Source organism: Listeria cossartiae subsp. cossartiae, from assembly GCF_014224155.1.
GTDB classification, from domain to species: Bacteria; Bacillota; Bacilli; order Lactobacillales; family Listeriaceae; genus Listeria; species Listeria cossartiae.
The window spans coordinates 284747-309621 of record NZ_JAASUI010000001.1; the positions used below are offsets into that span (position 1 = coordinate 284747).

Genomic DNA, 24875 nt, shown 5'->3' on the forward strand with positions numbered 1-24875 from the left:
CTGGAGGTGGAAGGATGCAGACAGAAATAGAAGTACGAGCAGATGATTGGCTGATAAACGCAGGTTTAGTAGGTTTTCTAAATATTGTTGGAAAAGAAAATGTAAGAATTGATGGACAAGCGATTTATTTTACAGCAGATTTGTTAGAGGATTTTGAAACTAAGTATTTTAATTTTTTCATTAAAGAATATAAAGAAACATTATCTTGGTCTAAAATCGTTTCCTATAAAGATACAATGGAACGATTTAGAGCGGAGGATTTTGCTTCTTTTGATGAAGAAGCCTTGGATAATTTAAATAAATATGTGAAAGATGTAGTGAAGTTTTACTTGAAGAAGGCTAATTACATCAAGGTGTTTTCGTTAATTGATTCCAAAGCTGATGTAAATAAATGGCTAGAAAATTTAAATACGATTAATCTGACTAAAAAACAAAAATGGGAAGATGTGAAGGCGGATATAATTGAAAAAGTAAAGCAAAATTATACTCAATTAGATGCTATTATTGATTTTTGTGCGAGTGACAAAGGTCTCCAATATCTAGCTGCAAAGAATCTGATTTATTCTGTTATTAATAAAGGGTGGTCAGGAATATCTTTCCTTTTGAAACAAACAAAAATTATGGATCCTTATTTAGATTACAAAACTAGCTTTGTTGATCCAATAATAGAATATTTAGATACAGATTTGTCTAAAGCAAAATATAATTGTTTCAGCTGTAATCAACCAATTAAGAATTTGAAATTAGATCTTAGTTTTATGAATGAAGTTGGATTTGATACTGCAAGAAAAACTGCCCACGTATGGGATTTTAACAATGATGTAGCGACTTGCCCAGTTTGTCGATTGATTTATTCGTGTGTTCCTGCTGGATTTACGTATGTTTACGGAGAAGGTATGTTTGTCAACGATTCTTATGGTGTGGATGAATTATATCGCGTCAATGAACGTATTCGGAATTCTATCTTGCACTTTAACAAAGATGGAATAAATTCAACTAATACTTATCGAGCACTTGTGGAGTCTATTACGATGGAGCACGAAAATAATCGACGCTATGAACTTGCAGACATTCAGTTAGTCAGGTATGAAAATGAGCACTATCGTTTCAATATACTTTCTAAAAAAATGTTGGATATTGTAAATGATTCAAAGGGAATATTGAAAAGTTTAATTCGTTGTGGTTATAAAGAGGGTAATTTGAATATTAATTTGTATAAAGAGGTTATCCAACATTTAATGAACAATGAAAACTTATTTACACTTATTCATAAATTAATCTATTATAAGCAAACTAATGTGAATGGTTTGTATTACAATATGGGACATGTTTCAGGGATATTAGATATAAATACAAAATTTTTGAAGGAGATTGAAGTGATGACAAATATTTCTCAAAAACAATTATGGTTCGTTCAAAATTGTGGTGCAGAATTTAAAGAAGGTTACGTTACCAAAAAATCAGAAAATAAAATTTCGGGAATAACGTACAAATTATTAAATTCTTTAAAAGTAAATGATAAAGATGGATTTATGGATACTTTATTGAATAGTTATTCCTATTTAGCTAAGCCAATTCCGAATGTATTTATGAATGTGTTTACGAATGATGAAGCTTTTAAATCAGTAGGTTATGCATTTATGCTCGGTGTGGGTGGAGAGAAAACTAAAAAAGAAGACGGGGGAAACACAGATGAAAAATAAAGGACTAGCAATGACAATCATTTTCCAAGCAGAAAGTGCTAACTACGGGGAGTCTCTTGGTAATATTTCTTCACTTAAAAAGATTTCTAGAAATAACGGTGACCAATATACATATATTTCTCGCCAAGCAATTCGCTACAACTTAATGGATCAAATTGGAGAGAAAGAAGCTCCTGTAAAGGCGGAAGGTGGCGGCGATAAGAAAGTCATTCAATTCCTGAGTGAGGCGACTATTACAGATTTTCCAGAACTAGATTTCTTCGGTTACCTTAAAACAGAAAAAGGAAGCGGTGGACAAAAACGTTCTGCAAAAGTCCGTTTATCTAATGCCATTTCGCTTGAAACATTTAAAGGTGATTTGGATTTCCTAACTAATAAAGGGCAAGCTGATAAATTAAATGAAAATATGAATATCGCACAAGCAGAAATCCATAAATCCTATTATCGTTATACAATCACAATTGATTTAGACCAAATTGGTATTGACGGAAATATTGAAATTGATAATAAAGAAAAAGCTCGTCGTGTGAAGAAATTGATGGATACAGTGGCGTTCTTATATCGTGACATTCGCGGACGTCGGGAAGATTTAAAACCACTTTTCATCATTGGTGGAGTTTATGACGTGAAAAATCCAGTTTTCCAAAATGTTGTAGATGTGGTAGATAATAAAATTGTTATTAAAAATATTGAAGATTTACTCACGTATGAAGATATTAAAGAAAATACGAAAGTGGGTATTATTGACGGGCAATTTGCTAATTCTGATGAAGTGAAAGCAACACTAAAAGCAGAGTCTGTACCAGCATTCTTCAACGATATTAAAGGAAAGATTGATGCTTACTATGAAAGCAATTAGAGTAAAACTTTGGCAAGATTTGGTGAATTTTAAAAAACCAACTAGTTTTCAATTAAAAGAAACGTATCCTTTACCACCTTATTCAACTGTAATCGGGATGGTTCATACGCTTTGTGGTTTTACGAGCTATCATGAAATGAAAATTAGTATTCAAGGTAAGTACTTTTCGAAGGTGAATGATTTAGCGACGAGATATGAATTTAAAAATGGATTGAATTACGATGCCACTCGTCACCAAATCAAAGTAGGTGATTATGGTGTGAGTCGTGGTGTATCAACGGTAGAGCTTCTTGTGGATTTAGAACTACTGCTGCACATCATTCCCGAAGACTCATCACTTGTACCAATCATCGAAAAAGCATTTAAAGAACCTATCGAATTTCCATCACTAGGTCGCCGCGAGGATATTGCGACTATTCAAGAGGTAGCTGTTGTGGACGTGGAGAAACAGCAGCCCTCGAAAAGCACAGAAATATCAGATGGTTACAATGCCTATGTGCCAATCTCGCTCACTGAAAATAATTCTATTCATTTCAAATCACATGAAAGCTCGGTTGGTCGCGATAAGCTGCTAGGTACAAGGTATTTGCTAACTGAAAAATATGAAAGAGTTAATCATGGAACGGAAAAAGCACCCAAGTTTTTCCGTAAGTGGCGAAAGAAAGATGTTATTTACTCAAGTAGAATTTTTGTCTCTAAGAAAGATGTTTTCTTTTTTGATGAAGATGATTACTTAGTCTTTATTGAAGAAGAGGAGTAATAAATAACGAACAATTACCCCTTGAATGCACTGTGTTCAAGGGGATTTTGTATAAGGAGTGGCCCTGAGATGCATAAATATTTAGCGAAATCTAATCCAGAAGAAACAATTCAAGAACATACGGATAATTTATTAAAAAACTATCAAAGACTAAAAAAACTATACCCAGCTGTGGAAATAGATTGGTATTTACTAGAATTAGTTTGTTTACTACATGATTTAGGGAAAATGAATCTATTATTCCAAACGAAATTAGGTAATGCTTCTGGTAAAGGTAAAGAAATTCCGCATGGTTATTTGTCTGTTGCATTTGTTCCAGATAGTAAACTTGAAGAAATGGGATACTCGGAGGATGAAATTAAAGTTGTTTATCAGGCGATTGCGCGACATCATGAAAGGAAATATGATTTTTCTGATTCAGAGTGGAAAAAAGAAATTATTAGATTAGAAGAGCAGTGGACGAATTTTAATTACAGTCGGCTAGGAGGAAATGCGGAATATAGTAGTGAAGTTGAAATGCTGTATTTCTACCCAGGATCCAGAATTTTTGAAGGTAATTCCGCAGCGGACGCAGAAATATTCAAAAAATACGTTTTGCTAAAAGGTTTGCTCAATCGGATTGATTTTGCAGCAAGTGGGGGAATTGATGTAGAACTTGAAAATGATTTTTTGATGAATTCGATGGAAGTGCAACTAGCTAATTTTAAAACGGAAAATCCAGAAGCTGATTGGAACGCTTTGCAAAAATGTATGATGCAGCATCAAAATGATAATATCGTCGTTATTGCTGAAACTGGCATGGGGAAAACTGAGGCTGGGCTGCTTTGGCTTGGGAATAATAAAGGCTTTTTCACGCTGCCACTGCGCACGGCAATCAATGCGATTTATGAGCGAATCACGAAAAATATTGTTACGACAAACCAAGCCGAGAGAGTCGGTTTACTTCATTCGGAAACTTATAGTCAGTATTTGCTGCACGAGGGAAATACAGAGATGGATATTGATGAATATTATACGCGGACGAGGCAAATGTCTTTACCTGTAACTATTTGCACGCTCGATCAATTGTTTGATTTTGTCTTTCGTTATGCTGGTTTTGAGCATAAATTAGCCACTCTATCTTATTCCAAAGTGATTATTGATGAAATCCAGATGTACTCATCAGACTTATTAGCTTATCTAATTTTAGGGTTGTCTTATATTGATAAATTTGGTGGGAAGTTCTGCATTATGACGGCGACTTTACCGGGAATAGTGACAGATTTACTTTTAGAAAACGGCGTTAATTTTGTCCAACCAAAAGAGAAATTTGTATCGTCGCGGGTTCGGCATAGCATGGAGATGGTTCATACAGAGATTGAAAGTGAATTTATTAAACCATTTTTTAACAATAATCGAATTTTAGTTATTTGTAACACTATTAATAAAGCGAAAAAAATCTATTCGGAGTTAAAATCACATTTTCAAGGTGAAGAAATTCATCTCATTCATAGTCAATTTGTTAAAAAAGATCGCTCAGCTAAAGAAAAAGCAATTTTTAAAGATGGGCAAAAAAATAGTACGAAAAAATGTATTTGGGTGGCAACGCAAGTCGTGGAGGCTTCTTTGGATATTGATTTTGATTTACTGTTCACCGAGTTGTCGGATGTGAATGGGCTGTTTCAGCGGATGGGTAGATGCTATCGAAACCGGTCGTTGGATGTGGATACGAATGTCTATGTTTTTGATGGTGGGGCGAAAGTTTGTTCAGGAGTTGGAACTTTTATCGATAAGTTGATATTTGGAAATTCTAAGACGATTTTGAATGAGCATGCTGGCGTTTTGACAGAAGAGAAGAAAATGGAGCTGGTGGAGCGGGTTTATTCAACAGAGGCTTTGCGTGGGAGTGAATTTTATAAAGAATTAATAAGAAAGATAAACTATGTGAAAGCTTTTGACAGTTATTTAATGGATAAAGCGGATGTTCGTACGAGATTTAGAAACATTAATTCGGTTTCTGTTATTCCGGAAAAAGTTTGGCAAGATAATGCGGAAGAAATCAATTCTTATTTTGCTACGCTTCGCAAAACTTCCAAAGAAATATCAACAAAAGAGAAAATGATTGCAAGAACCAATTTAGCTGAATTTATGGTGAGTGTTCCTGATTATCTTTATAAAAAAGGCGAGGGCGTTGTGCGTGAAATAAACCGTTATGAGAGTGTTATTGAGTTTAAATGTGGTTATTCGGATGAGATAGGGATTTTTATGCAGTGAGCTCTCTTTTAATTGCTGATCGGATTATTTTTAGTTTGTTAAACAAACATATTATTACCGAAGATGATTTTGAAAAAGAGGCTAACTTTTGCTATATGAAAAAAGCAGCTCGGCAAAAGGTATTACAAGCGTATGATTTGCGTATGAAAGAAACAATTAAACATCGGGATTTAGGAAGAAGTGTATCTTATCGTCATCTAATTCGCTTAGAATGTTATAAATTAGTAAAGCATTTAATGAATGATAAAGAATACGAAGCATTTAAAATTTGGTGGTGAAGATATGTATGTAATTTTAATTTATGATATTTCAATAGAAAACGGTGGGGCAAAAGTCTGGAGAAATGTATTTAAGATTTGTAAAAAGTACTTAACTCATGTTCAAAAATCAGTTTTTGAAGGTGAAATAACTCCGGCGCTTTTAGTTAAGTTAAGGATGGAGTTAGATAAGTATATTCGAGATGATCAAGATTCAGTAATTGTTTTTTCTAGTAGGCAACAAAGGTGGCTAGAAAAAGAATTTTGGGGATTAACGGATGAAAAAACTTCTAATTTCTTTTGATGTTCTCGGTCTGTCGACCTTTAGTAGTGCGAAAAATAGTGGGGTTCGACAGATTTAGGGAAATCATTGGGGGAGAAAGAGTTTGAAGCTTTTTAGCCGAAATCTGAAGGGATAAGCTATGATTTTTACGCAATTTTTAAGAGGTCGACAAAAATAGTGACCTGAGTTATGATGGGAGTAGGCGTAAAATAGAGCGGGTTTTAACTACTTATTATGAAATGTAAATGCTGGTTATACAATTGATAAAACACCACGTAAAGTAAGTTTTAACTACTTATTATGAAATGTAAATCTGCAAATCCACGTCCGGAAAAAGGTGGATGGACTGTTTTAACTACTTATTATGAAATGTAAATTATTGTTCTGTAGGTGATGTTTTAAAGATGTTACGTTTTAACTACTTATTATGAAATGTAAATATTAATCACTTATGTACCATCTTAAGTTCAATAATGTTTTAACTACTTATTATGAAATGTAAATATGCTTTCAATTTGGTTCAAAATCTTAGAAGGTGAATTGTTTTAACTACTTATTATGAAATGTAAATCTCGATAAGATTGTGGAAGCAATATTTAAAGTTGCTGTTTTAACTACTTATTATGAAATGTAAATTTTCATTTTAATTATACTCCGTGTTATAATGTTAAGTTTTAACTACTTATTATGAAATGTAAATTTTTTAGCACGAACTGTACCATCTGGTGTAACAATGTTTTAACTACTTATTATGAAATGTAAATTAAAAATAAGAATCCCTCTACAAAGCCATTCTCAGGTTTTAACTACTTATTATGAAATGTAAATACCAGTGACCGCAAAGAAGGGCCAATGGAGCTGTGTTTTAACTACTTATTATGAAATGTAAATTTAGTATCTAATTCGTGTTAATATTTTTTTAAAGGCGTTTTAACTACTTATTATGAAATGTAAATTCGATTTAAACGCATTTACAAATGTCTCTTTTAATCGTTTTAACTACTTATTATGAAATGTAAATAAACTTGAAAACAAACGACTATCAAATGCTATATCTTGTTTTAACTACTTATTATGAAATGTAAATACATTATAAACACTAGATGCTACAAAGTCTATGAAGTTTTAACTACTTATTATGAAATGTAAATATAGAATTATCGCAATTGTGGGTAATTCGGCGGAATGTTTTAACTACTTATTATGAAATGTAAATTTTCAAAATACTAAACGCTCGCGACTACGGCATACCGTTTTAACTACTTATTATGAAATGTAAATTCTTCTAAAACTAATGTTGGTTCTAAATTAGAGTCTGTTTTAACTACGTATTATGAAATGTAAATACAAGAAAGCCTAATCGCTTCATTTCTGAACTCAGTTTTAACTACTTATTATGAAATGTAAATCATGCTTCATCATTGCTTGTGTAAATGTAAATCGACCAGGTACAGCAGCTTATCAGTGACCGAACCGGGTTTTAACTACTTATCATGAAACCATAAACTTCCTCTCAACATTCAAACTCCAAAAATAAAAAAGACCTGGACCCCAATCCAAGTCTTTTCCCATAACACCTAAACCAACAAAACCACAACCAACGCCAAAACCGCCGGCAAGCCCTGTTTCACTAAAATTCCTTTAGAAGAAGTCAGCCCGCCAAACAGCGCTGCCACAACCACACAACTCAAAAAGAAAATCTGCACAGTTTCCGCCATTCCAGCTCCCGCGAAAAATATTCCCCACACAAGCCCTGCCGCAAGAAAGCCATTATAAAGCCCTTGATTCGCAAACAGCGTCTGCACTTTCTTATTCGCAAGTAGTTCCTTCTCCACACCAAATGTCTTGGCTGCGAGTTTGGTATTGGCGAAAAACATTTCTAAAATCATTATGTAAATATGCTCGATCATTACGATGAAGGTTAAAATAAATGCTAAAATGGCCATGAAAAATCCCTCTTTTCTACTTCGAAGTATAGCATAGCTTGTAAATTTTTCGTAAAAATAGAGCTTGAAACGTTGACTTATTGGTGAAATCTCCGTAATATCAAACGTAGACTACTTAATTTTTAGTCTGAAAAGGGGGAAACTATATGCAACAAGAAGCAACAGGTGGGCAGAAAATTCGGCCGATACCGATTATTGCCTCATTTTTGATGGCGGGGTTCATTGGGCTATTCAGTGAAACTGCTCTTAACATGGCGCTTAGTGATTTGATTCAGGTGTTTGATATTAGTTCAGCGACAGTGCAGTGGCTTACGACAGGTTATTTGCTAACGCTTGGAATATTAGTACCGATTTCGGGATTACTTTTACAATGGTTTACGACACGAGGATTATTTTTTACAGCAGTGAGTTTTTCGATTGCTGGTACGCTGATTGCGGCGCTTTCGCCAACGTTTGCGATGTTAATGATTGGGCGTATAGTGCAAGCAGTAGGTACGGCGCTATTACTACCATTAATGTTTAATACGATTTTACTGATTTTCCCAGAGCATAAACGTGGCTCGGCAATGGGGATGATCGGGCTGGTAATTATGTTTGCACCAGCAGTTGGTCCGACAATCTCAGGACTAATTTTAGAAAACTTGACTTGGAACTGGATTTTCTGGATTTCCTTGCCATTCCTTATTATTGCGTTATTATTCGGAATGAAATTTATGCAAAATGTTTCGGTTGTTACGAAGCCGAAAATTGATATTTTATCGATTATTCTTTCGACGCTAGGTTTTGGTGGAGTTGTATTTGCCTTTAGTAGTGCGGGAGAAAGTGGTTGGGGAAGCGCGACGGTATTAGTTTCAATTATCGTTGGTGGACTTGCACTTGGGCTCTTTGTTTGGCGCCAACTAACAATGGAAAAACCTTTAATGGACTTGAAAGTATTCAAATACCCAATGTTCACATTAGGACTTATTTTAGTATTTATCAGCTTTATGATGATTCTTTCGACGATGATTTTACTACCGCTATACTTGCAAAATAGTTTAGCGCTCGCGGCATTTTCGGCGGGATTAGTATTACTTCCGGGTGGGGTGCTGAATGGTTTAATGTCACCATTTACTGGGCGTTTGTTCGATGCATACGGCCCGCGCGCACTTGTTATCCCAGGGTTTATCGTAGCGGTTGTGGCACTATTTTTCTTAACGAGAATAGAAGTTGGAACATCTGCATTAACCATCATCGTGCTTCATTCGGTGTTAATGATTGGGATTTCGATGGTCATGATGCCAGCACAAACAAACGGATTAAACCAATTGCCACCAAAATTATATCCTGATGGCACGGCGATTATGAACACGTTGCAACAAGTTTCCGGTGCGATTGGAACAGCTGTTGCGATTACGATCATGTCAGCTGGACAAAAAGCTTATATGGAAACGGCGCAGGGGATGGGACCTGAACAAATGGTTGCTTCACTGACGGCCGGAATTCAAAATGCCTTTGTCTTTGGGCTAATTATGGCTTGTATTGGTCTTCTGTGTTCATTATTTATTCGGAGAGCTAAATAATAAAGCGAAGAGAACTTCTCGTAATGAGAGGTTCTTTTTTTGTTTTGACAAATGGATTCTGAGTGGTTAAAATGATAGTAAATATAGTTTATAAAGTTTATTTAATAACTTTACGAATGGAGCGGTTGATGATGGCAATTCCTCGTGATTTAAAAGAATTGAATAAGAAAAATATCAAGTCGATTTTACGGCAACAAGGCGCGATGACGAAAGCGGAAATCGCTGAAGTGACTGGGCTTAGCGTGGTTACGGTGAATAAGTTGATTCGTGATTTAGCGGAAAATGAAGAAATTTTAGAACAAGATAGTTCGGTTGTGACTGGCGGAAGAAGAGCTGTTTCGTATGAAATTAATCCTAATTTTCAGCAAGTGTTGGTTATTAGTTTGCAAGAAAAGTGGAAGAAAATTACTTATTCTTTTTCGGTCTATAATTTGCTTGGTGAGCCGGAGTTTGTGGAGGACATGTCTGGGGAGGATTTGGATATTAATGCGCTGAAACGGAATACGAAAGATCTTGTTTGCGCTTTTCCGAAGATTTCTTGTGTTGTGATTGGGGTGCCGGGAATTGAGATTGGCGGCAAGTTGCGTGCGATGGACTTTCCGCTACTTTTAAATGTGCAATTGCGGGAGACTCTGGAGGCGGAAGTGAATTTGCCGGTGTTGGTTGAGACGGATACGAATGCGGCAATTTTAGGGTATAAAAATCGACCGGTTAAAGAGGACAATATTGTGGGGCTTTATTATCCGGAACGTTTTCCACCGGGTGCGGGGCTCTTGATGAATGGCGAGATTTTGAAAGGGCAAAATGGGCTGGCTGGTGAGATTAAGCATATGCCGCTTCAGGTGGACTGGGATAATTTTGATTTTTCGGTGGATGAGATTAAATCGCATATTCGTAAAATGGTGCTGCTCGCGATGAGTTTTTATGATCCGGAAACGATTGTGCTCTATACAAATTTTTATTTTGGGCAGAAGGACTTCACCGAGGAACTGACGGAAGAATTAAAGCAAGTTTATCCATATGCGGTTTTGCCGGAGATTGTGTTGTCGCGTAAGTTTACGACGGATTATCGGATTGGGCTTTTGGCGTTTGGGATTGATTATTTGGAGAATAATATGACGGATTGGCGGATATAAAAAAAGAGCCCTTTGACAGGCTCTTTTTTACTTATTTAAAGAAATTCGGTAAATACTCTTTATGCGCTTCTAACATTTCGTCAAGAATCTCACGAGCTACAGATTCGCTTGGAGTTAGTGGGTTGATTGTCATTGCGAAAAGGGCTTTGTCGTAATCTCCAGTAACTGCTGCTTCGGCTGTTAGGCGCTCGAACGTTTTGATTTCTTGGATGATGCCGTTGATCGCGATTGGAAGGCGTCCGCTTGCTAGTGGGATTGGGCCTTGGCGAGTGATAACACAGTTTGTTTCAACTGCGGAATCAGGGTCGATATCAAGGATGGCACCGTTGTTACGAGTATTAACGATTTGAATGTCGCGTTTGTCGTTGTAGATAGAGTTAATTAGGTTACATGCTGCTTCACTGTAGTAAGCGCCGCCGCGTTGTTCTAATTGTTTTGGTTTTTCAGCAAGTTCTTCTTGTTTGTAAAGCTCGAATAATTCCGCTTCTACTTTTTTAACAACTTCTGCACGAGTACCATGTTCTGCGTATGCGCGAGCTTGGTCTTCCAGTTGTTGTTTTGTTTGCCAGTAGTAGCGTAAGTAGTCGATTGGAATCATGTTAAGTGTACGTAAGAATGTTTTGTCCCAGCCAGTTGCGTTGATGTTTTTAAGGCTTGAGCCAGCTTCATCTTCTGTCATTTTGAAAACAACGTCTTTTGTTACGTCTTTGCCATTGTGATAAACAGTTTTCGCGAATACCATGTGGTTTAGACCAACGAATTCTACATAAATTTCAGAAACGTCTACGCCTAGAGTTTCAGCGATATTACGTTCGATGCCGATAGGGCCGTTACATAAGCCGACAACTTTCTTTTGGTTACTGTAACGAAGAACTGCTTCTGTTACCATTCCTGCTGGGTTAGCAAAGTTGATTAACCAAGCATCTGGGCAAAGGCGTTCCATATCTTTACAAATATCTAAAATAACTGGGATTGTGCGAAGTCCTTTGAACATGCCGCCTGGTCCGTTTGTTTCTTGACCAACTACGCCATATGAATTCGGGATGCGTTCGTCTTTCACACGTGCATCTAGTAAACCTACACGTAATTGTGTTGTTACGAAATCAGCGTCTTTAAGTGCTTCTTCGCGGTCTAGTGTTAAATGGATTTCCATGTTAACGCCAGCTTTTTTCACCATACGTTTTGCTAAATTACCAACGATTTCTAATTTTTCACGACCAGCTTCTACGTCTACTAACCATAGTTCACGAACTGGTAATTCGTCTTGTCGTTTAATAAATCCTTCGATTAGTTCGGGTGTATAACTTGATCCGCCACCAATAGTCGCGATTTTAATACCTTTAGTCATTATTTATACCTCCAAGGATATTTTTTTGAAAAGGCTTACTTATTTGGTATCACCTTTTCTTCTCACAGTTATAGTATAGGAATTTTATGGAGAAATAGCTAGTATTTGGTTAGGTTTAGGTAAGGATTTTCTAAATAGGAACTTGTCACATTTGAGTAACGAGGTGTTACATGGTAAAATAAAGCGAAAAGAGGTGCGGAAATGCTTTTTTTGGATAAAAATTTGGAATTAAATGATACGGAATTAGATATTTATAATTATATTGTGGCGAATTTAGATAAAGTTGTGTATATGCGGATTCGTGATTTGGCGACGGAAGCGCATGTGAGTACGACAACGATTCTGCGTTTTTGCCGAAAATTTGGGTGTAATGGTTTTTCGGAGTTTCGCGTGAAGTTGCAGCTTTATTTGGAAGAGCAGAAGTTGGCGCAAATTGATATGGCGGATGAAACGACTTATATTGATTTTCTGAAACGGACGGCGCAACCGGAGTTTAAAGCGCAAATTCAAAACGCAGTGGAAATCCTCCGTGACCGCGAACTTGTTTTATTTGCTGGGGTGGGTTCGTCGGGCGTAATTGCTGAATATGGCGCGATTTATTTTTCGTCATTATTTACGCTGGCGCTACATATTGAAGATCCGCTTAACCACCCGTTTTACCATTTATCAAGCAAATTATCCGATAAAATCTGCATGATTGCGATTTCGGTGGAAGGGGAAAATGAAGACATCATTCGCTACATTCACCAACTGAAAGCGCAAAATTGTAAAGTAATTTCGATTACAAATAGTGCGAAATCAACTATTGCAAGGCTATCTGACGCGAACATCGCTTATTATATTAATAAGGAAATGTATCAAGAAGCGAATATCACGTCCCAACTACCGGCGCTATATACAATTGAAAATATTGCCCGGGAAATAAGAACGCAAATTGATAAAGAAAAAATGTAAAAAGCTACGTTTTGCTTGGATTTCCGAGCAAAACTTTTTTTGTAACAAAATTGTCACTTACGAAGAATTTTTTAATTTGCTACGATAGTTCTTTGGAGGTGAAATTATGTACAGTAATATGAAAGAGAAGGTCGTTTTTACACTTATTATGTGTTCTTTGATGATTTTATGCATGAGCTCTTATAATATCTTTCTTGAAAATGGTATTGGTACAGATTCTTTATTGATTGTTTTAAAAGCATTTGTCCCGTTTCTTTTTATTGGATTTTTATTAGACTTTTTTGTTGTCGGAAAAATTGTGTATCGTCTGCACGCCCTTTTGGTTAGTGAAGATGCTTCAAAATTTAAAAAGATCATTATGATGCAATTGTTGATGGTTACGTTTATGTGTGTACTTATGTCAACGCTTAGCCTGATTGTAAACCAAGGCGAATGGAGTCATTTAGGCGTTCTTATTTTACGCAATTATTTTGTCGCTTTATTTTTGCAAATTTTTATCGTGTCACCGTTTGTGCGGTTAATTAGTCCGCGAATTTTTGCCCTTTTGTAAAATGAAAAACGCTTAGTCGAGTTTAGGCCCGGCTAAGCGTTTTCTTATTTTTGTTTGGCGTTATAAGCATCGAGTGCGTCTTCCACGGTTTTCTTCGTGTAGCCGTTATCGATAATGTAGCCAAGATCGTGTTTTCTAAAGCTTGTTTTCAAATGGTCGATGAGGTCGGCGAAGTAATATTCAATGCCTTTATCGTCGAGCCATTTTAGCAAGTCTTTCATTGATTCTGTTGAGGTTGTGTCGATATTAATAATCGCGCTTGCCTCAAAAATAACTAATTTTGTATCCTCTTGGACAGCTTCTTTTAAACCGTCTGCGAATTTATTAAAGTTACCGAAGAAAAGAGAAGCGCTATAACGATAAATGACGACATTTGGAATTGGTTTTGCTTCTGGTTTACGTTTTAAGTCGAAATAACCGTGGCGGCCTTCGATTACGCCAAGAATCGCAATTGGTGATTTCATCGAACGACTTACTACGTTAATGAATGATAGGAAAATTCCAAGTAATACCCCGAAAATTACGCCAACTAAAAGGGTTCCAAGTGCTGCAACAATCCAAACAGTTGCTTCACGACGAGAAACGCGGAACAATCCTTTTAACACATCCACATCAATAATTCCAACTAACGCAGCAAACACGATACCGGAAAGAACTGGTTGTGGCATATAGTAAAGCAAGCCACTTAGGAAGGCAACGATGAGCGCGATAATGACTGCGGCAACAATCGACACCATTTGTGTTTTACCACGGAATTGTTCGTTAGCAGCAGTTCTTGATACGCTGGCACTGGCAGGAGAACATCCAGAAAATGCAGCAACAAAATTGGAAATACCGTAAGCAAATAGTTCGCGGTTGTCATCGATTGTATACTTGTTACGCATCGCAAAACTTTCACTTGGTAAAAGCGAACCGGCGAATGTAGCGATGGCACAGACGAGCCCGCCACCGATAGCGAGTGCCCATGAACTAGCGCCAAAATCCGGAAGCGCTAATGACGGGAAGCCAACAGGGATTTTACCAACGATATCCACATTATATTGATCTAATTTGAAGAAATAAGCCGCCATCGTCCCGAGAATTAAAACAACGAGCGACATCGGGATTTTTGGAATAGCTTTTTTGCACGTAATAACGATAATAATGGTTACGATACCCATAGCAAATGAAATCCAATTGGACTGGAAAAACTGGCCGAAAATAATGCCTAGACTAGAGAAGAAGCTATCTCCGCTTTCTTTTAGGCCCATTATCTTAGGGATTTGACCCATAATAATGGAAACACTAAGTCCAGAAATGAATCCACTAAGAACTGGGGCAGATATGTATTTTGCAAAACGTCCTAATTTTAATACGGAGAAAAGAACTAAAAACACGGCACAAAAGAATGCGAGAATCGGAGCGAGCGTAATGGCTTCTTTAGATCCAGCCGTAAGTCCAGCTGTTCCTAAAATAATTGATCCTGCGATTGCACTTGCCGTTGCATCAATCCCGAAAATAAGTTGTGGTGAGCTGGCAAAAATAACATAGGCAATTACCGGTAAAAATGACGCATATAAGCCATAAATAGGCGGTAGTCCTGCTACTTGTGCATAGCCCATTGCAACGGGAATTGTCAGTGCGGCAACACCAACTCCGGAAATGACATCATTTCGTAAATAGGATATTTTATACCCATTTAGTGAAAGTAAGATGTGTTTAAACATAAGTTCCTCCCTTGAAATGTATTTTTATTTCTTATTCTACAGCATTGCTACTTATTAATGAAATCTTATACTATTTACCCCGTTATTCGTTACGCCAATCCTCTTTTATGTGGATTTTTTCAACTTTTTCAATGGAAAACCACGATTTCTTGATAGGAAATCGTGGCTTTTTTTAATTGTTTTTTGCATAAATGTGCATGGCTTCTTTTAAAAAGGCGGATAGCCCTTCGCCAAATTGGTCGATGTTTTTAGTGAAACGTTCATCGGCAATGTACATTTCCCCGAGATTGGCAAAAGCTTCTAAGGAATAAATATTACCATGCGTATCATTCAAATAGTGGAAAAAATGAGCCACAGCTTGTTGGGCTTCGTTAGATTCGGGTTTGGAATTTCGAACAGAAGCTAACTGACGAAATTCGGCATCGAAGCTTTCTTTTAAAGATTGTTGTTCTTTTTCAGTCATATTGGCCACTTTCTTATTGGCTTTTTCTACTACTTTATCGCCCCAAAGTTTTTTTGCTTCTTCTTCATATGGATTGGAGGAAAAATCAAAACCAGTGAATTTTTCTTTGTTTGTCATTGTTATTTCTCCTTTTTCGTTCTTGATGGTCTGGTCGAGTGTTGCTAGCATGGCTTCGATTCGGCCTTTTTTCTCTAGCAATAAGTAGCGCTGCAAGTCTAACGCGGCCTCTTTATCGAAGTTAGGGTCATCAAGAATTTGTTTTATTTTTTTCAAAGGGAAATCGAGTTCTTTAAAGAAAAGAATTTGTTGTAATTTGTCGACGTCTTTTTCTGAGTAGATACGATAGCCATTCCAGTCGTCTTTTTGGGGGACGAGTAGGCCGATTGTATCGTAGTGGTGGAGCGTGCGCACACTTACACCAGTGAGTTCAGCTAATTCTTTTGTTTGCATGAATGATTCCTCCTTCTGTTTTCACTATAAAGTATGACGCGGCGTGATAGTCAAGCATGATTTTGTGTTTATTATAACTCTTTTGGTGGAAAAGTGTTGAAAGAAAATAAGTTGTAGCCGACAACTTTTAACAAAATGAATAAAAGCATGGAAAAAAAGGGAACATTCTCGTATAATGAAATATAAATGTGTCGAATTTGTGACATTGGTATATCGAGAATATGAAGGGGATAGCATCATGAGGGGAAAAATTAAATCCATTAGTGTGTGGCTATGGCAACATCTAACACCGCAAATATTTGCGGTTATTTGTGTTTTTATTATCACGATTATAGCGCTGTTTGTGCCGCCGTATATTGGTATGGCTGACAATGGAGACTTTTTTCGGATATTCTCGAGCAATGGGTTATTTGTTAATAATACGAATTATGATGCGCTGCAATTTGGGCATTTTGTGAAAGAGTTTGGGATTTATCAGTATTTTAATGAAAATCAAGTGGCAATATACTCGTCACAAAGTATTTTTATCCAAATAGCGCTTCTTTTAAATAAGCTTTTCTGGTCAACTACGGTGTTTGATGTACGCTTTTTGGGAGGCTTGCAATTAGTGCTTCTTTTGCCGGCAATTTATTTGTTGGTCGCGGGTTTAACGGCAAAAATGAAAGGCTGGCCGGGGTATGTGGTTGCTGCGCTGACAGTATTTATTTTTGCAGATACGGCTTATACGGCATATTTTAATTCGTTTTTCAGTGAAGGACTTATTTTGATTATGATGCTGTATATTTCGGCGGGATTTTTGCTTTTATATCAGCATAAATACAATGATTATGCGATGCTAGGCTTGATTTTTGTTGCCTCTATTATTTTAATTACGGCTAAACAGCAGAATGCGCCGATTGCGGTTGTTATCGCGGTTTGCGGAATACTCGTGTTTTTTATTCGGAAAAATCGAGCGTTCCGGATTTCGGCTGCGGCGACTTTTTTTGTGATTTTCATGAGCGGGGTAGTGATGTACGTCTTTATTCCTGGCGAGTTTGTGACGATAAATCAGTATCAAACCATGACTCGTGGGGTGTTGCTTGATTCGGAAAATCCGGAGAAATCGCTTGAGGAAATGGGGATGAACTCGGAATTCGCTTTGCTTAAAGGAACGAATTTTTATCAAAAATATAAAATGGTTGATTTGGATTCGCCGTTGATGGAAAAGGAATTTTATCCTAACTATAATTTTGTCACGGTTTTAAGTTATTATTTGGAAAATCCGAAACAATTCGGGAAAATGCTTGATTTATCCGCGCAAAATAGTTTTTCGATTCGTCCATTCGAGATGGGGAATTTTGAGAAGGCGACGGGGTATGAATTTAAAGAGAAAACGCATTTTTTCTCGGCTTATAGTGATATAAAAGAAAAATTGGCTCCGGCGAAGTTCACGTTTTTAATTTTATGGGCGCTTGTTTTTCTGATTTGTTATGGAGTGAGTGCGTTTAAACATTTCCGTGAGAAGAATATTCGTGGGATGTTGCTGTTTGATTTGGTTGTGTTGCTGATTGGTTCTGGGTTTGCAGTGATTTTGGTGACGATTGTTGGTGACGGGGAAGCGGATTTGACGAAGCATAATTTCCTATTTAATGTTTGTTTTGATTTAACGATGTTGATTGGTGCGGCTTCACTGCTCGAGGTTTACTTGAAGAAACGGGGTGAGCGGAATGCGTAAAAAAATGCTGATTAGTCTTCTGCTTGCGTTCGTGATTTTAATGGTAAGCGAACGTCCTGTTGCGGCAAAAGCGGATAGTGATGTGGTCGTTTTTTATGATAGTTTGGCGAAAGGGACGGAGAATGAGGGAAATATCGACTCGCTGCTGCGAATGCTAAATAGTTTGGGCAAACGGGTGACGATTTATTCTTGGGAAGAAAATCCGGATTTGAGCCAAGCGAGTGAAATTATCGTGTTGCAAAATAAACAAGATGGGCTAACGGATGAATGGGCGGATAAATTGGCGAAAAGCAAGGCGCAAATCGCATATATTGGCACCAATCCACCAACCTTTTTAACGGATAAATTACAGCTGAAAACGAAGCCGATTACAGATACTTCTATCACTTTTCAAACGGAAGCAGGCCTGACTGGGAAAACACAGCTCATAAATGAAACCAATCTCATTACTTCTTTTCAAGGAGAAGGATTTGGCGAAATGGATGCGGCGGAAAATGGTAAAGCGACATACGGCGTTCGAGCGGGAAACTATGCTTACGCGCCAATTTTCCAAGCCGACAACACGAGCGAATTTGCTTTAATGAATCTACTCAAAGCCGTGTTCGACATTAAAACGACATCCAACCAATATGCGCTTATCACAGACGTGAACCCATTTGTCGACTTTGATTTACTTAAAAAAACAGCCGATACTTTTTATGCGAAAGGGATTCCATTTATTGTGAGTGCCGGGCCTGTTTTTTATAATCAAGATTTCCAAGCGGCGAAAAATTATGCCGAGATTTTGCGCTACGTTCAGGCGAAAAACGGCACTATTATGATGAATGTTCCAGTAGTGACGTACGGAGATAGTCCGCCGGGAGAATTGGAAGGCATCGTCCAGAAATCCGTGCATTTCTTCGCTGAAAATGATGTGGCTCCGGTTGGGGTTACAGCGGAATTATACTGGAATTTTGACAAAGTGTATGGCGTGGAAGGCTTTGCGCCGTTTAATACGGGGATTTTATTGCCGAATCAAAAAATTATTCATACGACGAAAAAGAACAATGGTAGCGCATTTGAAAAGTCGCCGTATAGTGTGACGAGTGATTTTTATGAAACGATGGTGGGTAAGAAAAATTTCCCGGTCGACATCGCGGTCACTTACTCATTTTTCAAGAATGAAAAAGCACTTAATGCAGCAGTGGATGAACTTGCAAACGACAATATTAGTGATGTTAGATTTCAAGATCATGGGGTAAAAACGAGCATAGACACGATTGAATCAAGCGCTGGTTCGCTGTATATCAATCATCAATCGGTGACACTTGATGGTGATTTGAAATATATTAAAACCCATGCGAAAACGGTGAAACAGGCAGGGAGTTTAGAAGGATTTTTCGGCTATCAAAATACCTTTTTCACGATAGTTATTGTACTTTCGCTTGGTATTATTGGGGTTTTATTTGTTTTTGGATACCGGCTTTACATGAAAAAATATATGAAATGAGGTGAAATAAATGGTTGTTGCAGATTATTTAGCATTATTCGCGGTGGTATGTATTTGGGGGCTATTATTGATTAATATCGTGTTGATTGTTTCGGGATATGTTTATTATTTGAAAAACGAAGCGCGCAAAGTCCCAGAAATAGCAGCGGAAGTGCCATTTGTTTCCGTCATGGTGCCGGCCCATAATGAAGGAAAAGTTATTGTGAAAACGGTGGAGTCGCTGCTGGCGTTTGATTATCCGGTCGATCGTTATGAAATTATTGTGATTAATGATAATTCTTCGGATAATAGTGCGGAACTTTTGGCGGCGATTCAAGCGAAAAATCCGACACGCTTTTTGAAAATTATTAATACCGATAACATCACGGGCGGAAAAGGAAAATCGAATGCGCTCAATATCGGATTTGCGGAAAGTCGCGGTGAACTGGTGGCGATTTACGATGCGGATAATACGCCAGAACGGCAGGCACTAAGGATTCTGGTTGGCGAAATTACGAATGATGCGAAACTTGGCGCGGTTATTGGTAAATTCAGGACGCGGAATCGAAACGCCAGCTGGCTCACACGCTTTATTAATATCGAAACGCTAAGCTTTCAGTGGATGGCTCAGGCTGGCAGATGGGCGCTGTTCAAGCTATGCACGATTCCCGGTACCAATTTTATTGTGAGACGGTCGCTCCTAGAAGAAATCGGTGGCTGGGACGTGAAAGCTGTCGCCGAAGATACCGAAATTAGTTTCCGGATTTACATGATGGGTTACCGCATCAAATTTCAAGCAAAGGCGGTCACTTGGGAACAGGAACCACAAACTTTGCCAGTCTGGTTTAAACAACGCTCCAGATGGGCAAAAGGCAATATCTACGTAATTTTAAAAAATGTGCCGCTACTTTTCAAACGAGAAGGTAGACGCGTTCGCTTTGATATTTTGTACTTTTTATCGATTTATTTTTTATTATTAACTTCCTTGATTGTTAGTGATGTTTTACTTGTGTTATATGCGCTCGGACTTGTACATACGACGCTTGCCGGACTTAGCGGGGCGCTTTGGTTACTTGCTATTTTACTTTTTGTCGCAGGTACTTTTATTACACTTACCACGGAAAAAGGGGAAATTAGTTTTTCGAATGTGTTATTTATTATGTTGATGTATGTGACGTACTGCCAGCTTTGGATGGTGGTCGCCGCATATGGATTCTTTATTTTCTTAAAAGATACCTTACTAAAAAGGGAAACCAAATGGTATAAAACCGAGCGTTTCTAAAAAGGAGAGTGCCTAATGAAAAAATTAGCTGTAATCGGGCTGCTTATGTTCGCCGTACTATTTCTGTATAGGCCAGACGTTTTCGCAGCAGATAAAAATTATCAAACCGTTTTTGGAACAGATAAAACCGCCCAAGGGAAATTCACAACAACGAAACAAAACTTCACGGTGGAAAATTACTGGGACGTTTCAAACGCAAATGTGAAGCTTGTTTACACAATTACCCAGCTGAGTGAACAAGAAGTTTCGACAATGACGCTGAAAATAAATGATGTCGCGTTTTATTCTTTTAAACCAGATAAAACCGACAAAGGAACACGACAAATTGAAATCGAAATTCCGAAAGATAAGCTGAAAAAAGGCGTAAATGTTCTATCCATCGAAAGTTTTGTCTACACTGATTTGCCTGATGGTCGTTGTACGATTGACGACACGCCGGCAAACTGGCTGCAATTCGATAAAACGAGTGCGGTAAATGTATCGTATTCTGATAAGGCTTTCCAAAAAACAATTGCGGATTTTGGCGAACGTTTCACTGGGATTGATACGGTGAAAAGTGGACAAGGCGTAGTAGCCATTTCAAATAAAGCTGGCGACGCGGAACTTGGCGCAGCACTTGAAGGGCTTTCTGGATTTTCTGCGGCGAACACGTTAGAAGATAAAAATATCGCATTTGGTCAATACGAAGAAGCGAAAACGCGCGATGGTAAAAACTATGTCGTTCTTTTTTCGAGCTACGACAATTTGCCGAATGACCTAAAATCGCAAATACAAGACGATAAAAAACTAGAAAAACAAGCACTTTTCCAAGTAGTGACAGTAGGAAATACGAACACTCTAGTGATTATGTCCAAATCAAACGATGCACTTAAAAAAGCCGGGAAGTTAATCGCCAACCAAAATTACTTGAGTCAGCTTGGCACAAATACTAAATGGCTAACAAGAGACGAAAAAATCGATACTCCAGCAAATAATGTCGACAAAAACACCAAACTAACAACAACTGGCGACAAACTAAAAGGAATTGGCCACATTACTCAAGATTATTTTATCAGTATGCCGGCCAACCGAAGTGCCTCCACAGGAACCGAAGTATCACTTGATTTCAGATACGCACAAAACTTGGATTTCGAGCATTCGTTAGTAACAATTTTAGTGAACGGCAAACCAATCGGCAGTCAAAAACTTTCCGCTAAAAAAGCGAATGACGATAAAGTAACCTTCCAAATTCCGAGCGATTTAAATGTCAAAGGTGATTTTTCAGTTACCGTGGCATTCGATTTAGTTCTAACGAATAATTATTGTGGTTTTATTGCGGATTCCGAAATTCCGTGGGCCTATATCACGCCAGAATCTGTTATTAACTTAAACACAAGCGAAGAAACAGATTTACTTTTTGAGCAATATCCATACCCATTCATTGCTGACGGTGACTTTAACAATGCAGTGGTCGTTGTTCCGGATGAGCTTACGACAGAAGATACTGACTCATTAGCAAATATTTTCAATCTGCTTGGCCGCTTCCATGACGGAAATAGAGGCGATTTAACTGCGATGCACGCTGCAAACTGGAAAAAGCCGAAAGATGGCTCGAATATTATCGCAGTTGGCACAATGAACAACAATCCCGTTATTAAAAACGCCAATGACGACCTATATTTCCAATACAACAAATCGGGAAGCTATTTCCTTTCCAACGAAAAAATCTCTATCGAAAAAAATTACGGTAAACAACTTGGTAGCGTACAATTAATCACTTCAGATGGCATGCCGATTCTCGCAGTCACTGGTCCGGGCGCAAAACAAACCGAGCTCGGTTCTGACTTAATCGCAACAAAAGCCAATTTAGCGGAAATTTACGGAGATGGCGCCATAGTTGATACCGACAACACGATTCATTCCTACCGATTTAAAAAAGCAGCAGATACAAAAGAAGAAAGTTTTGGGACGAAAATTAGCAATAACAAAGAAGTAACCGTGTTTGGAGCATTCGCGCTTCTGACGGTTGTTATCCTAATTGTTGCTGTCCTACTAATCTTGCGTAAATATCGCCGGAAGTGAGGGAGAAATAAAAATGAAAAAAATGACGAATAACTTATTTGCAGATATTGGCTTTTTATTTTTCATCTTGCTTTGTTTCATCACGATCGGCTTTATGATTAATACGCCGGATGAATATTTGCGAAACATTATCTTGCTAAATATTACTTTTTTACTTGTAGTAATCACTTATTTTACGAATTTAACACTGGGGCTGATTTTGAATGTCCTCTATATTTTTATTTATGCGACTTACATTATTTATGAAATTGTGGCAAATCAAATTGCGTATGGCGTTGGCAGTTACTATTGGCTAATTATCACGCCGCTTTTCACGGTAGCAAGTGCGATGTTTACAAGAAATACGTCGCGGCTACAAGAAGAAAATACGAAAATTAAACAGCAAAATTTGTATTTAGGCACGATTGATCAAGAAACGCTACTAAAAAATATCGTTTCTTTCCAAAATGATGAGCGGATTTTTTCTAGCATTTCGCGCCGTTATGATTTGCCATTATCACTCATGGTTATCAAAGTACGTCATTGGCGCGAACTGAAACGATTCCAAAGCGAAGAAGAAATGCGGCTAGCGTTACAAGATATTTCGGCGATTTTAGAATCCTGTATTCGGACGAGTGACGTGCTTTACTTGCTAGACAAGGATGATGCGACTTGGGGCCTCTTGCTTCTAACAGACGAACCGGGCGGGAAATTAGTTGCTGACCGAATTAAAAGCCGCATTGCTGAAGCGAACACCGAAGATTTCGCCGCGAAGTACCGTGTGAAGCTAGAACTCCGCATAGGAACAAGCCAATTTGATAGCGAAAAAGTGAAGACACCACTTGATTTTATCGATTTAGCGACAAAAGAATTAGAATATGACGTGTAAAAAAGAGAGTTACCTTCTATAATTAGAGGGTAACTTTCATTTTTGATTGGGGGAGCATGATGAATTTAGAAGAAATAGTCGATTGCATGTTATTAAACGAAAATGACAAAGAAATTCAGCGGACGCAAACGGAGCATCGCATCAAATTGGTCGATTTTTGGCAAGTGAAAAAGGGGGACCGGGTGCTGGAAGTTGGCTGTGGGCAAGGAGATACGACCGCGGTACTTGCGAATGCAGTTGGCGCGGATGGCTTTGTTCAAGGTATTGATATTGCACCTCGAACTTACGGTGCTCCATTTACGATTGGCGATGCGACCGATTATTTGAAGAAATCGAAGCTCGGTGCGCAGATTGATTTTAAGCTGGGGACGGATATTTTAAAAGGCGATATCAATTTTCCAGAGAAAGCGTTTGATGTGGCGGTTTTGTCGCATGCTTCTTGGTATTTCAGCTCCAAAGCAGAGTTAATCCAAATGCTCGTATTACTAAGTAAGTGGGCGAAACGGGTTTGTTATGCGGAATGGGATACGAGAATTACCGACGTGAAACAAACATCACACATGCTAGCCGTGCTAACCCAATCTTCCTACGAAGCGTTCAAACAAGAAACTCAGTCCAACATCCGAACGTTCATCACTCCAATAGATATGCAAGAAATCATCCAAGCCCACAACTGGAAAATGAACGCAGAAACCAGTATTTTTTCAGAAAAAATGCAAGATAGCCGTTGGGAAATTAGTTATGTGAAAGATTTCATCACGAAAGAACTGGAAGCCGATTTAGGTTTACCGGAAAAATTTAAAGCATTTTTACTCAGTCAAAGTAAATTAATCACGCTCGAAAACAGCTTGCCGATGGCGTCTTACTGCACTTCTTGGCAAGCAGAGTGATTTTGCTTTCTTTTTCACAAGATTTAGACTTTTATGCTATAATGGAACGTATTAACGAACTAAAGGAGTGTTGAATGTGAGAGCTGTACTTACTGTAATTGGAAAAGATAACGTGGGGATTATCGCGGGTGTTAGTAATAAACTAGCTGAACTAAACATTAATATTGTGGACGTATCTCAGACGATTATGGATGGATATTTTACGATGATGATGATGTGCGATATTAGCCAAATCACGAAAGAATTTGATGAAGTAAAAGCAGAATTAGCCGGAAAAGGCGAGGACCTCCAAGTAAAAATACATATTCAACGTGAAGAAATTTTCAACGCAATGCACAAACTTTAGGATGGGGGCGATGCTA

21 protein-coding genes and 1 CRISPR repeat array are annotated in these 24875 nt (G+C 37.8%); of the genes, 17 read left to right on the forward strand and 4 right to left on the reverse strand.

The features are described from left to right. The first annotated feature begins 14 nt into the window (after positions 1-14). The 6 genes from cas8a1 to cas2 all read left to right on the forward strand — a co-directional run bounded on the left by cas8a1 (position 15) and on the right by cas2 (position 6136). Positions 15-1703, forward strand: coding sequence for a type I-B CRISPR-associated protein Cas8b1/Cst1 (gene cas8a1, locus HCJ30_RS01430; RefSeq protein WP_185390674.1), 1689 nt, complete (start codon positions 15-17; stop codon positions 1701-1703). Next, the gene (cas7i, locus tag HCJ30_RS01435; RefSeq protein WP_185390675.1) at positions 1693-2562 is read left to right on the forward strand and encodes a type I-B CRISPR-associated protein Cas7/Cst2/DevR; all 870 of its coding nucleotides are present in this window, start codon (positions 1693-1695) and stop codon (positions 2560-2562) included. Before cas8a1 ends, cas7i begins: the two co-directional genes overlap by 11 nt. After that, positions 2540-3322: a type I-B CRISPR-associated protein Cas5b gene (gene cas5b, locus HCJ30_RS01440; RefSeq protein ID WP_185390676.1), complete on the forward strand. Its 783-nt coding sequence runs from the start codon at positions 2540-2542 to the stop codon at positions 3320-3322. Before cas7i ends, cas5b begins: the two co-directional genes overlap by 23 nt. Positions 3323-3391: 69 nt before the next feature. Beyond that, complete coding sequence (gene cas3, locus HCJ30_RS01445) at positions 3392-5575, forward strand: CRISPR-associated helicase Cas3' (RefSeq protein ID WP_185390677.1); 2184 nt, start codon at positions 3392-3394, stop codon at positions 5573-5575. Beyond that, on the forward strand, positions 5572-5853 hold the full coding sequence (gene cas1 / locus HCJ30_RS01450; RefSeq protein ID WP_311769834.1) for a CRISPR-associated endonuclease Cas1: 282 nt from the start codon (positions 5572-5574) through the stop codon (positions 5851-5853). The genes cas3 and cas1 overlap by 4 nt, the downstream gene beginning before the upstream one ends. A gap of 4 nt (positions 5854-5857) precedes the next feature. Further along, positions 5858-6136: a CRISPR-associated endonuclease Cas2 gene (cas2, locus tag HCJ30_RS01455; protein ID WP_003721310.1), complete on the forward strand. Its 279-nt coding sequence runs from the start codon at positions 5858-5860 to the stop codon at positions 6134-6136. A 197-nt stretch (positions 6137-6333) separates the two neighbouring features. After that, positions 6334-7524: a CRISPR direct-repeat array (repeat unit 29 nt; unit sequence GTTTTAACTACTTATTATGAAATGTAAAT). Positions 7525-7692: 168 nt separating this feature from the next. Here cas2 and HCJ30_RS01460 read toward each other — a convergent pair. Then, positions 7693-8061, reverse strand: a complete 369-nt coding sequence (locus HCJ30_RS01460) for a DUF1304 domain-containing protein (RefSeq protein WP_185390678.1) — start codon at positions 8059-8061, stop codon at positions 7693-7695. Between the two features lie 146 nt (positions 8062-8207). Between HCJ30_RS01460 and HCJ30_RS01465 the strand changes: the two genes are divergently transcribed. Together HCJ30_RS01465 and HCJ30_RS01470 are read left to right on the forward strand one after the other, a co-directional pair. Then, positions 8208-9623: a DHA2 family efflux MFS transporter permease subunit gene (locus HCJ30_RS01465; protein WP_185390679.1), complete on the forward strand. Its 1416-nt coding sequence runs from the start codon at positions 8208-8210 to the stop codon at positions 9621-9623. A 131-nt stretch (positions 9624-9754) separates the two neighbouring features. After that, a complete protein-coding gene (locus HCJ30_RS01470; protein ID WP_185391560.1) occupies positions 9755-10759 on the forward strand; it encodes an ROK family transcriptional regulator in 1005 nt (334 codons plus the stop codon). Between the two features lie 31 nt (positions 10760-10790). On the opposite strand, the gene HCJ30_RS01475 is transcribed toward HCJ30_RS01470, so the two are convergent. Further along, positions 10791-12107: a 6-phospho-beta-glucosidase gene (locus HCJ30_RS01475; protein ID WP_026749764.1), complete on the reverse strand. Its 1317-nt coding sequence runs from the start codon at positions 12105-12107 to the stop codon at positions 10791-10793. A gap of 201 nt (positions 12108-12308) precedes the next feature. Here HCJ30_RS01475 and HCJ30_RS01480 point away from each other — a divergent pair, with 201 nt between their 5' ends. Together HCJ30_RS01480 and HCJ30_RS01485 are read left to right on the forward strand one after the other, a co-directional pair. Beyond that, positions 12309-13061, forward strand: a complete 753-nt coding sequence (locus tag HCJ30_RS01480; protein WP_003726690.1) for a MurR/RpiR family transcriptional regulator — start codon at positions 12309-12311, stop codon at positions 13059-13061. A 106-nt stretch (positions 13062-13167) separates the two neighbouring features. Beyond that, positions 13168-13611 (forward strand): DUF2798 domain-containing protein, encoded by a 444-nt coding sequence (locus HCJ30_RS01485; RefSeq protein WP_120138280.1) that lies wholly within the window; start codon positions 13168-13170, stop codon positions 13609-13611. 44 nt (positions 13612-13655) lie between these two features. Here HCJ30_RS01485 and HCJ30_RS01490 read toward each other — a convergent pair whose 3' ends face one another. Next, a complete protein-coding gene (locus HCJ30_RS01490; protein ID WP_185390680.1) occupies positions 13656-15317 on the reverse strand; it encodes a SulP family inorganic anion transporter in 1662 nt (553 codons plus the stop codon). Positions 15318-15489: 172 nt separating this feature from the next. Beyond that, entirely contained in the window at positions 15490-16230 is a 741-nt protein-coding gene (locus HCJ30_RS01495; protein WP_185390681.1) for a MerR family transcriptional regulator, read from the reverse strand. 238 nt (positions 16231-16468) lie between these two features. Here HCJ30_RS01495 and wsfD point away from each other — a divergent pair, with 238 nt between their 5' ends. From wsfD to HCJ30_RS01530, 7 genes are all read left to right on the forward strand, one after another. Continuing rightward, positions 16469-17944: a glycan biosynthesis hexose transferase WsfD gene (wsfD, locus tag HCJ30_RS01500; protein ID WP_185390682.1), complete on the forward strand. Its 1476-nt coding sequence runs from the start codon at positions 16469-16471 to the stop codon at positions 17942-17944. Then, complete coding sequence (locus HCJ30_RS01505) at positions 17937-19433, forward strand: DUF2334 domain-containing protein (RefSeq protein ID WP_185390683.1); 1497 nt, start codon at positions 17937-17939, stop codon at positions 19431-19433. The genes wsfD and HCJ30_RS01505 overlap by 8 nt, the downstream gene beginning before the upstream one ends. 10 nt (positions 19434-19443) lie before the next feature. Continuing rightward, the gene (locus tag HCJ30_RS01510) at positions 19444-20694 is read left to right on the forward strand and encodes a glycosyltransferase family 2 protein (protein WP_185390684.1); all 1251 of its coding nucleotides are present in this window, start codon (positions 19444-19446) and stop codon (positions 20692-20694) included. A 15-nt stretch (positions 20695-20709) separates the two neighbouring features. Then, positions 20710-22755, forward strand: coding sequence for a cellulose biosynthesis cyclic di-GMP-binding regulatory protein BcsB (locus tag HCJ30_RS01515; RefSeq protein ID WP_185390685.1), 2046 nt, complete (start codon positions 20710-20712; stop codon positions 22753-22755). Between the two features lie 13 nt (positions 22756-22768). Further along, a complete protein-coding gene (locus HCJ30_RS01520; protein ID WP_185390686.1) occupies positions 22769-23623 on the forward strand; it encodes a diguanylate cyclase domain-containing protein in 855 nt (284 codons plus the stop codon). A gap of 59 nt (positions 23624-23682) precedes the next feature. Beyond that, positions 23683-24513 (forward strand): class I SAM-dependent methyltransferase, encoded by an 831-nt coding sequence (locus HCJ30_RS01525; RefSeq protein ID WP_185390687.1) that lies wholly within the window; start codon positions 23683-23685, stop codon positions 24511-24513. 76 nt (positions 24514-24589) lie between these two features. Further along, a complete protein-coding gene (locus HCJ30_RS01530; protein WP_008946962.1) occupies positions 24590-24859 on the forward strand; it encodes an ACT domain-containing protein in 270 nt (89 codons plus the stop codon). The last annotated feature ends 16 nt before the right edge of the window (positions 24860-24875 follow it).

Bases quoted from the DNA above. Each gene is read 5' to 3' on its own strand.
- cas8a1 (WP_185390674.1), top strand. From the start codon at position 15: ATGCAGACAGAAATAGAAGTACGAGCAGATGATTGGCTGATAAACGCA.
- cas7i (WP_185390675.1), top strand. From the start codon at position 1,693: ATGAAAAATAAAGGACTAGCAATGACAATCATTTTCCAAGCAGAAAGT.
- cas5b (WP_185390676.1), top strand. From the start codon at position 2,540: ATGCTTACTATGAAAGCAATTAGAGTAAAACTTTGGCAAGATTTGGTG.
- cas3 (WP_185390677.1), top strand. From the start codon at position 3,392: ATGCATAAATATTTAGCGAAATCTAATCCAGAAGAAACAATTCAAGAA.
- cas2 (WP_003721310.1), top strand. From the start codon at position 5,858: ATGTATGTAATTTTAATTTATGATATTTCAATAGAAAACGGTGGGGCA.
- HCJ30_RS01460 (WP_185390678.1), bottom strand. From the start codon at position 8,061: ATGGCCATTTTAGCATTTATTTTAACCTTCATCGTAATGATCGAGCAT.
- HCJ30_RS01465 (WP_185390679.1), top strand. From the start codon at position 8,208: ATGCAACAAGAAGCAACAGGTGGGCAGAAAATTCGGCCGATACCGATT.
- HCJ30_RS01470 (WP_185391560.1), top strand. From the start codon at position 9,755: ATGGCAATTCCTCGTGATTTAAAAGAATTGAATAAGAAAAATATCAAG.
- HCJ30_RS01475 (WP_026749764.1), bottom strand. From the start codon at position 12,107: ATGACTAAAGGTATTAAAATCGCGACTATTGGTGGCGGATCAAGTTAT.
- HCJ30_RS01480 (WP_003726690.1), top strand. From the start codon at position 12,309: ATGCTTTTTTTGGATAAAAATTTGGAATTAAATGATACGGAATTAGAT.
- HCJ30_RS01485 (WP_120138280.1), top strand. From the start codon at position 13,168: ATGTACAGTAATATGAAAGAGAAGGTCGTTTTTACACTTATTATGTGT.
- HCJ30_RS01490 (WP_185390680.1), bottom strand. From the start codon at position 15,317: ATGTTTAAACACATCTTACTTTCACTAAATGGGTATAAAATATCCTAT.
- HCJ30_RS01495 (WP_185390681.1), bottom strand. From the start codon at position 16,230: ATGCAAACAAAAGAATTAGCTGAACTCACTGGTGTAAGTGTGCGCACG.
- wsfD (WP_185390682.1), top strand. From the start codon at position 16,469: ATGAGGGGAAAAATTAAATCCATTAGTGTGTGGCTATGGCAACATCTA.
- HCJ30_RS01505 (WP_185390683.1), top strand. From the start codon at position 17,937: ATGCGTAAAAAAATGCTGATTAGTCTTCTGCTTGCGTTCGTGATTTTA.
- HCJ30_RS01510 (WP_185390684.1), top strand. From the start codon at position 19,444: ATGGTTGTTGCAGATTATTTAGCATTATTCGCGGTGGTATGTATTTGG.
- HCJ30_RS01515 (WP_185390685.1), top strand. From the start codon at position 20,710: ATGAAAAAATTAGCTGTAATCGGGCTGCTTATGTTCGCCGTACTATTT.
- HCJ30_RS01520 (WP_185390686.1), top strand. From the start codon at position 22,769: ATGAAAAAAATGACGAATAACTTATTTGCAGATATTGGCTTTTTATTT.
- HCJ30_RS01525 (WP_185390687.1), top strand. From the start codon at position 23,683: ATGAATTTAGAAGAAATAGTCGATTGCATGTTATTAAACGAAAATGAC.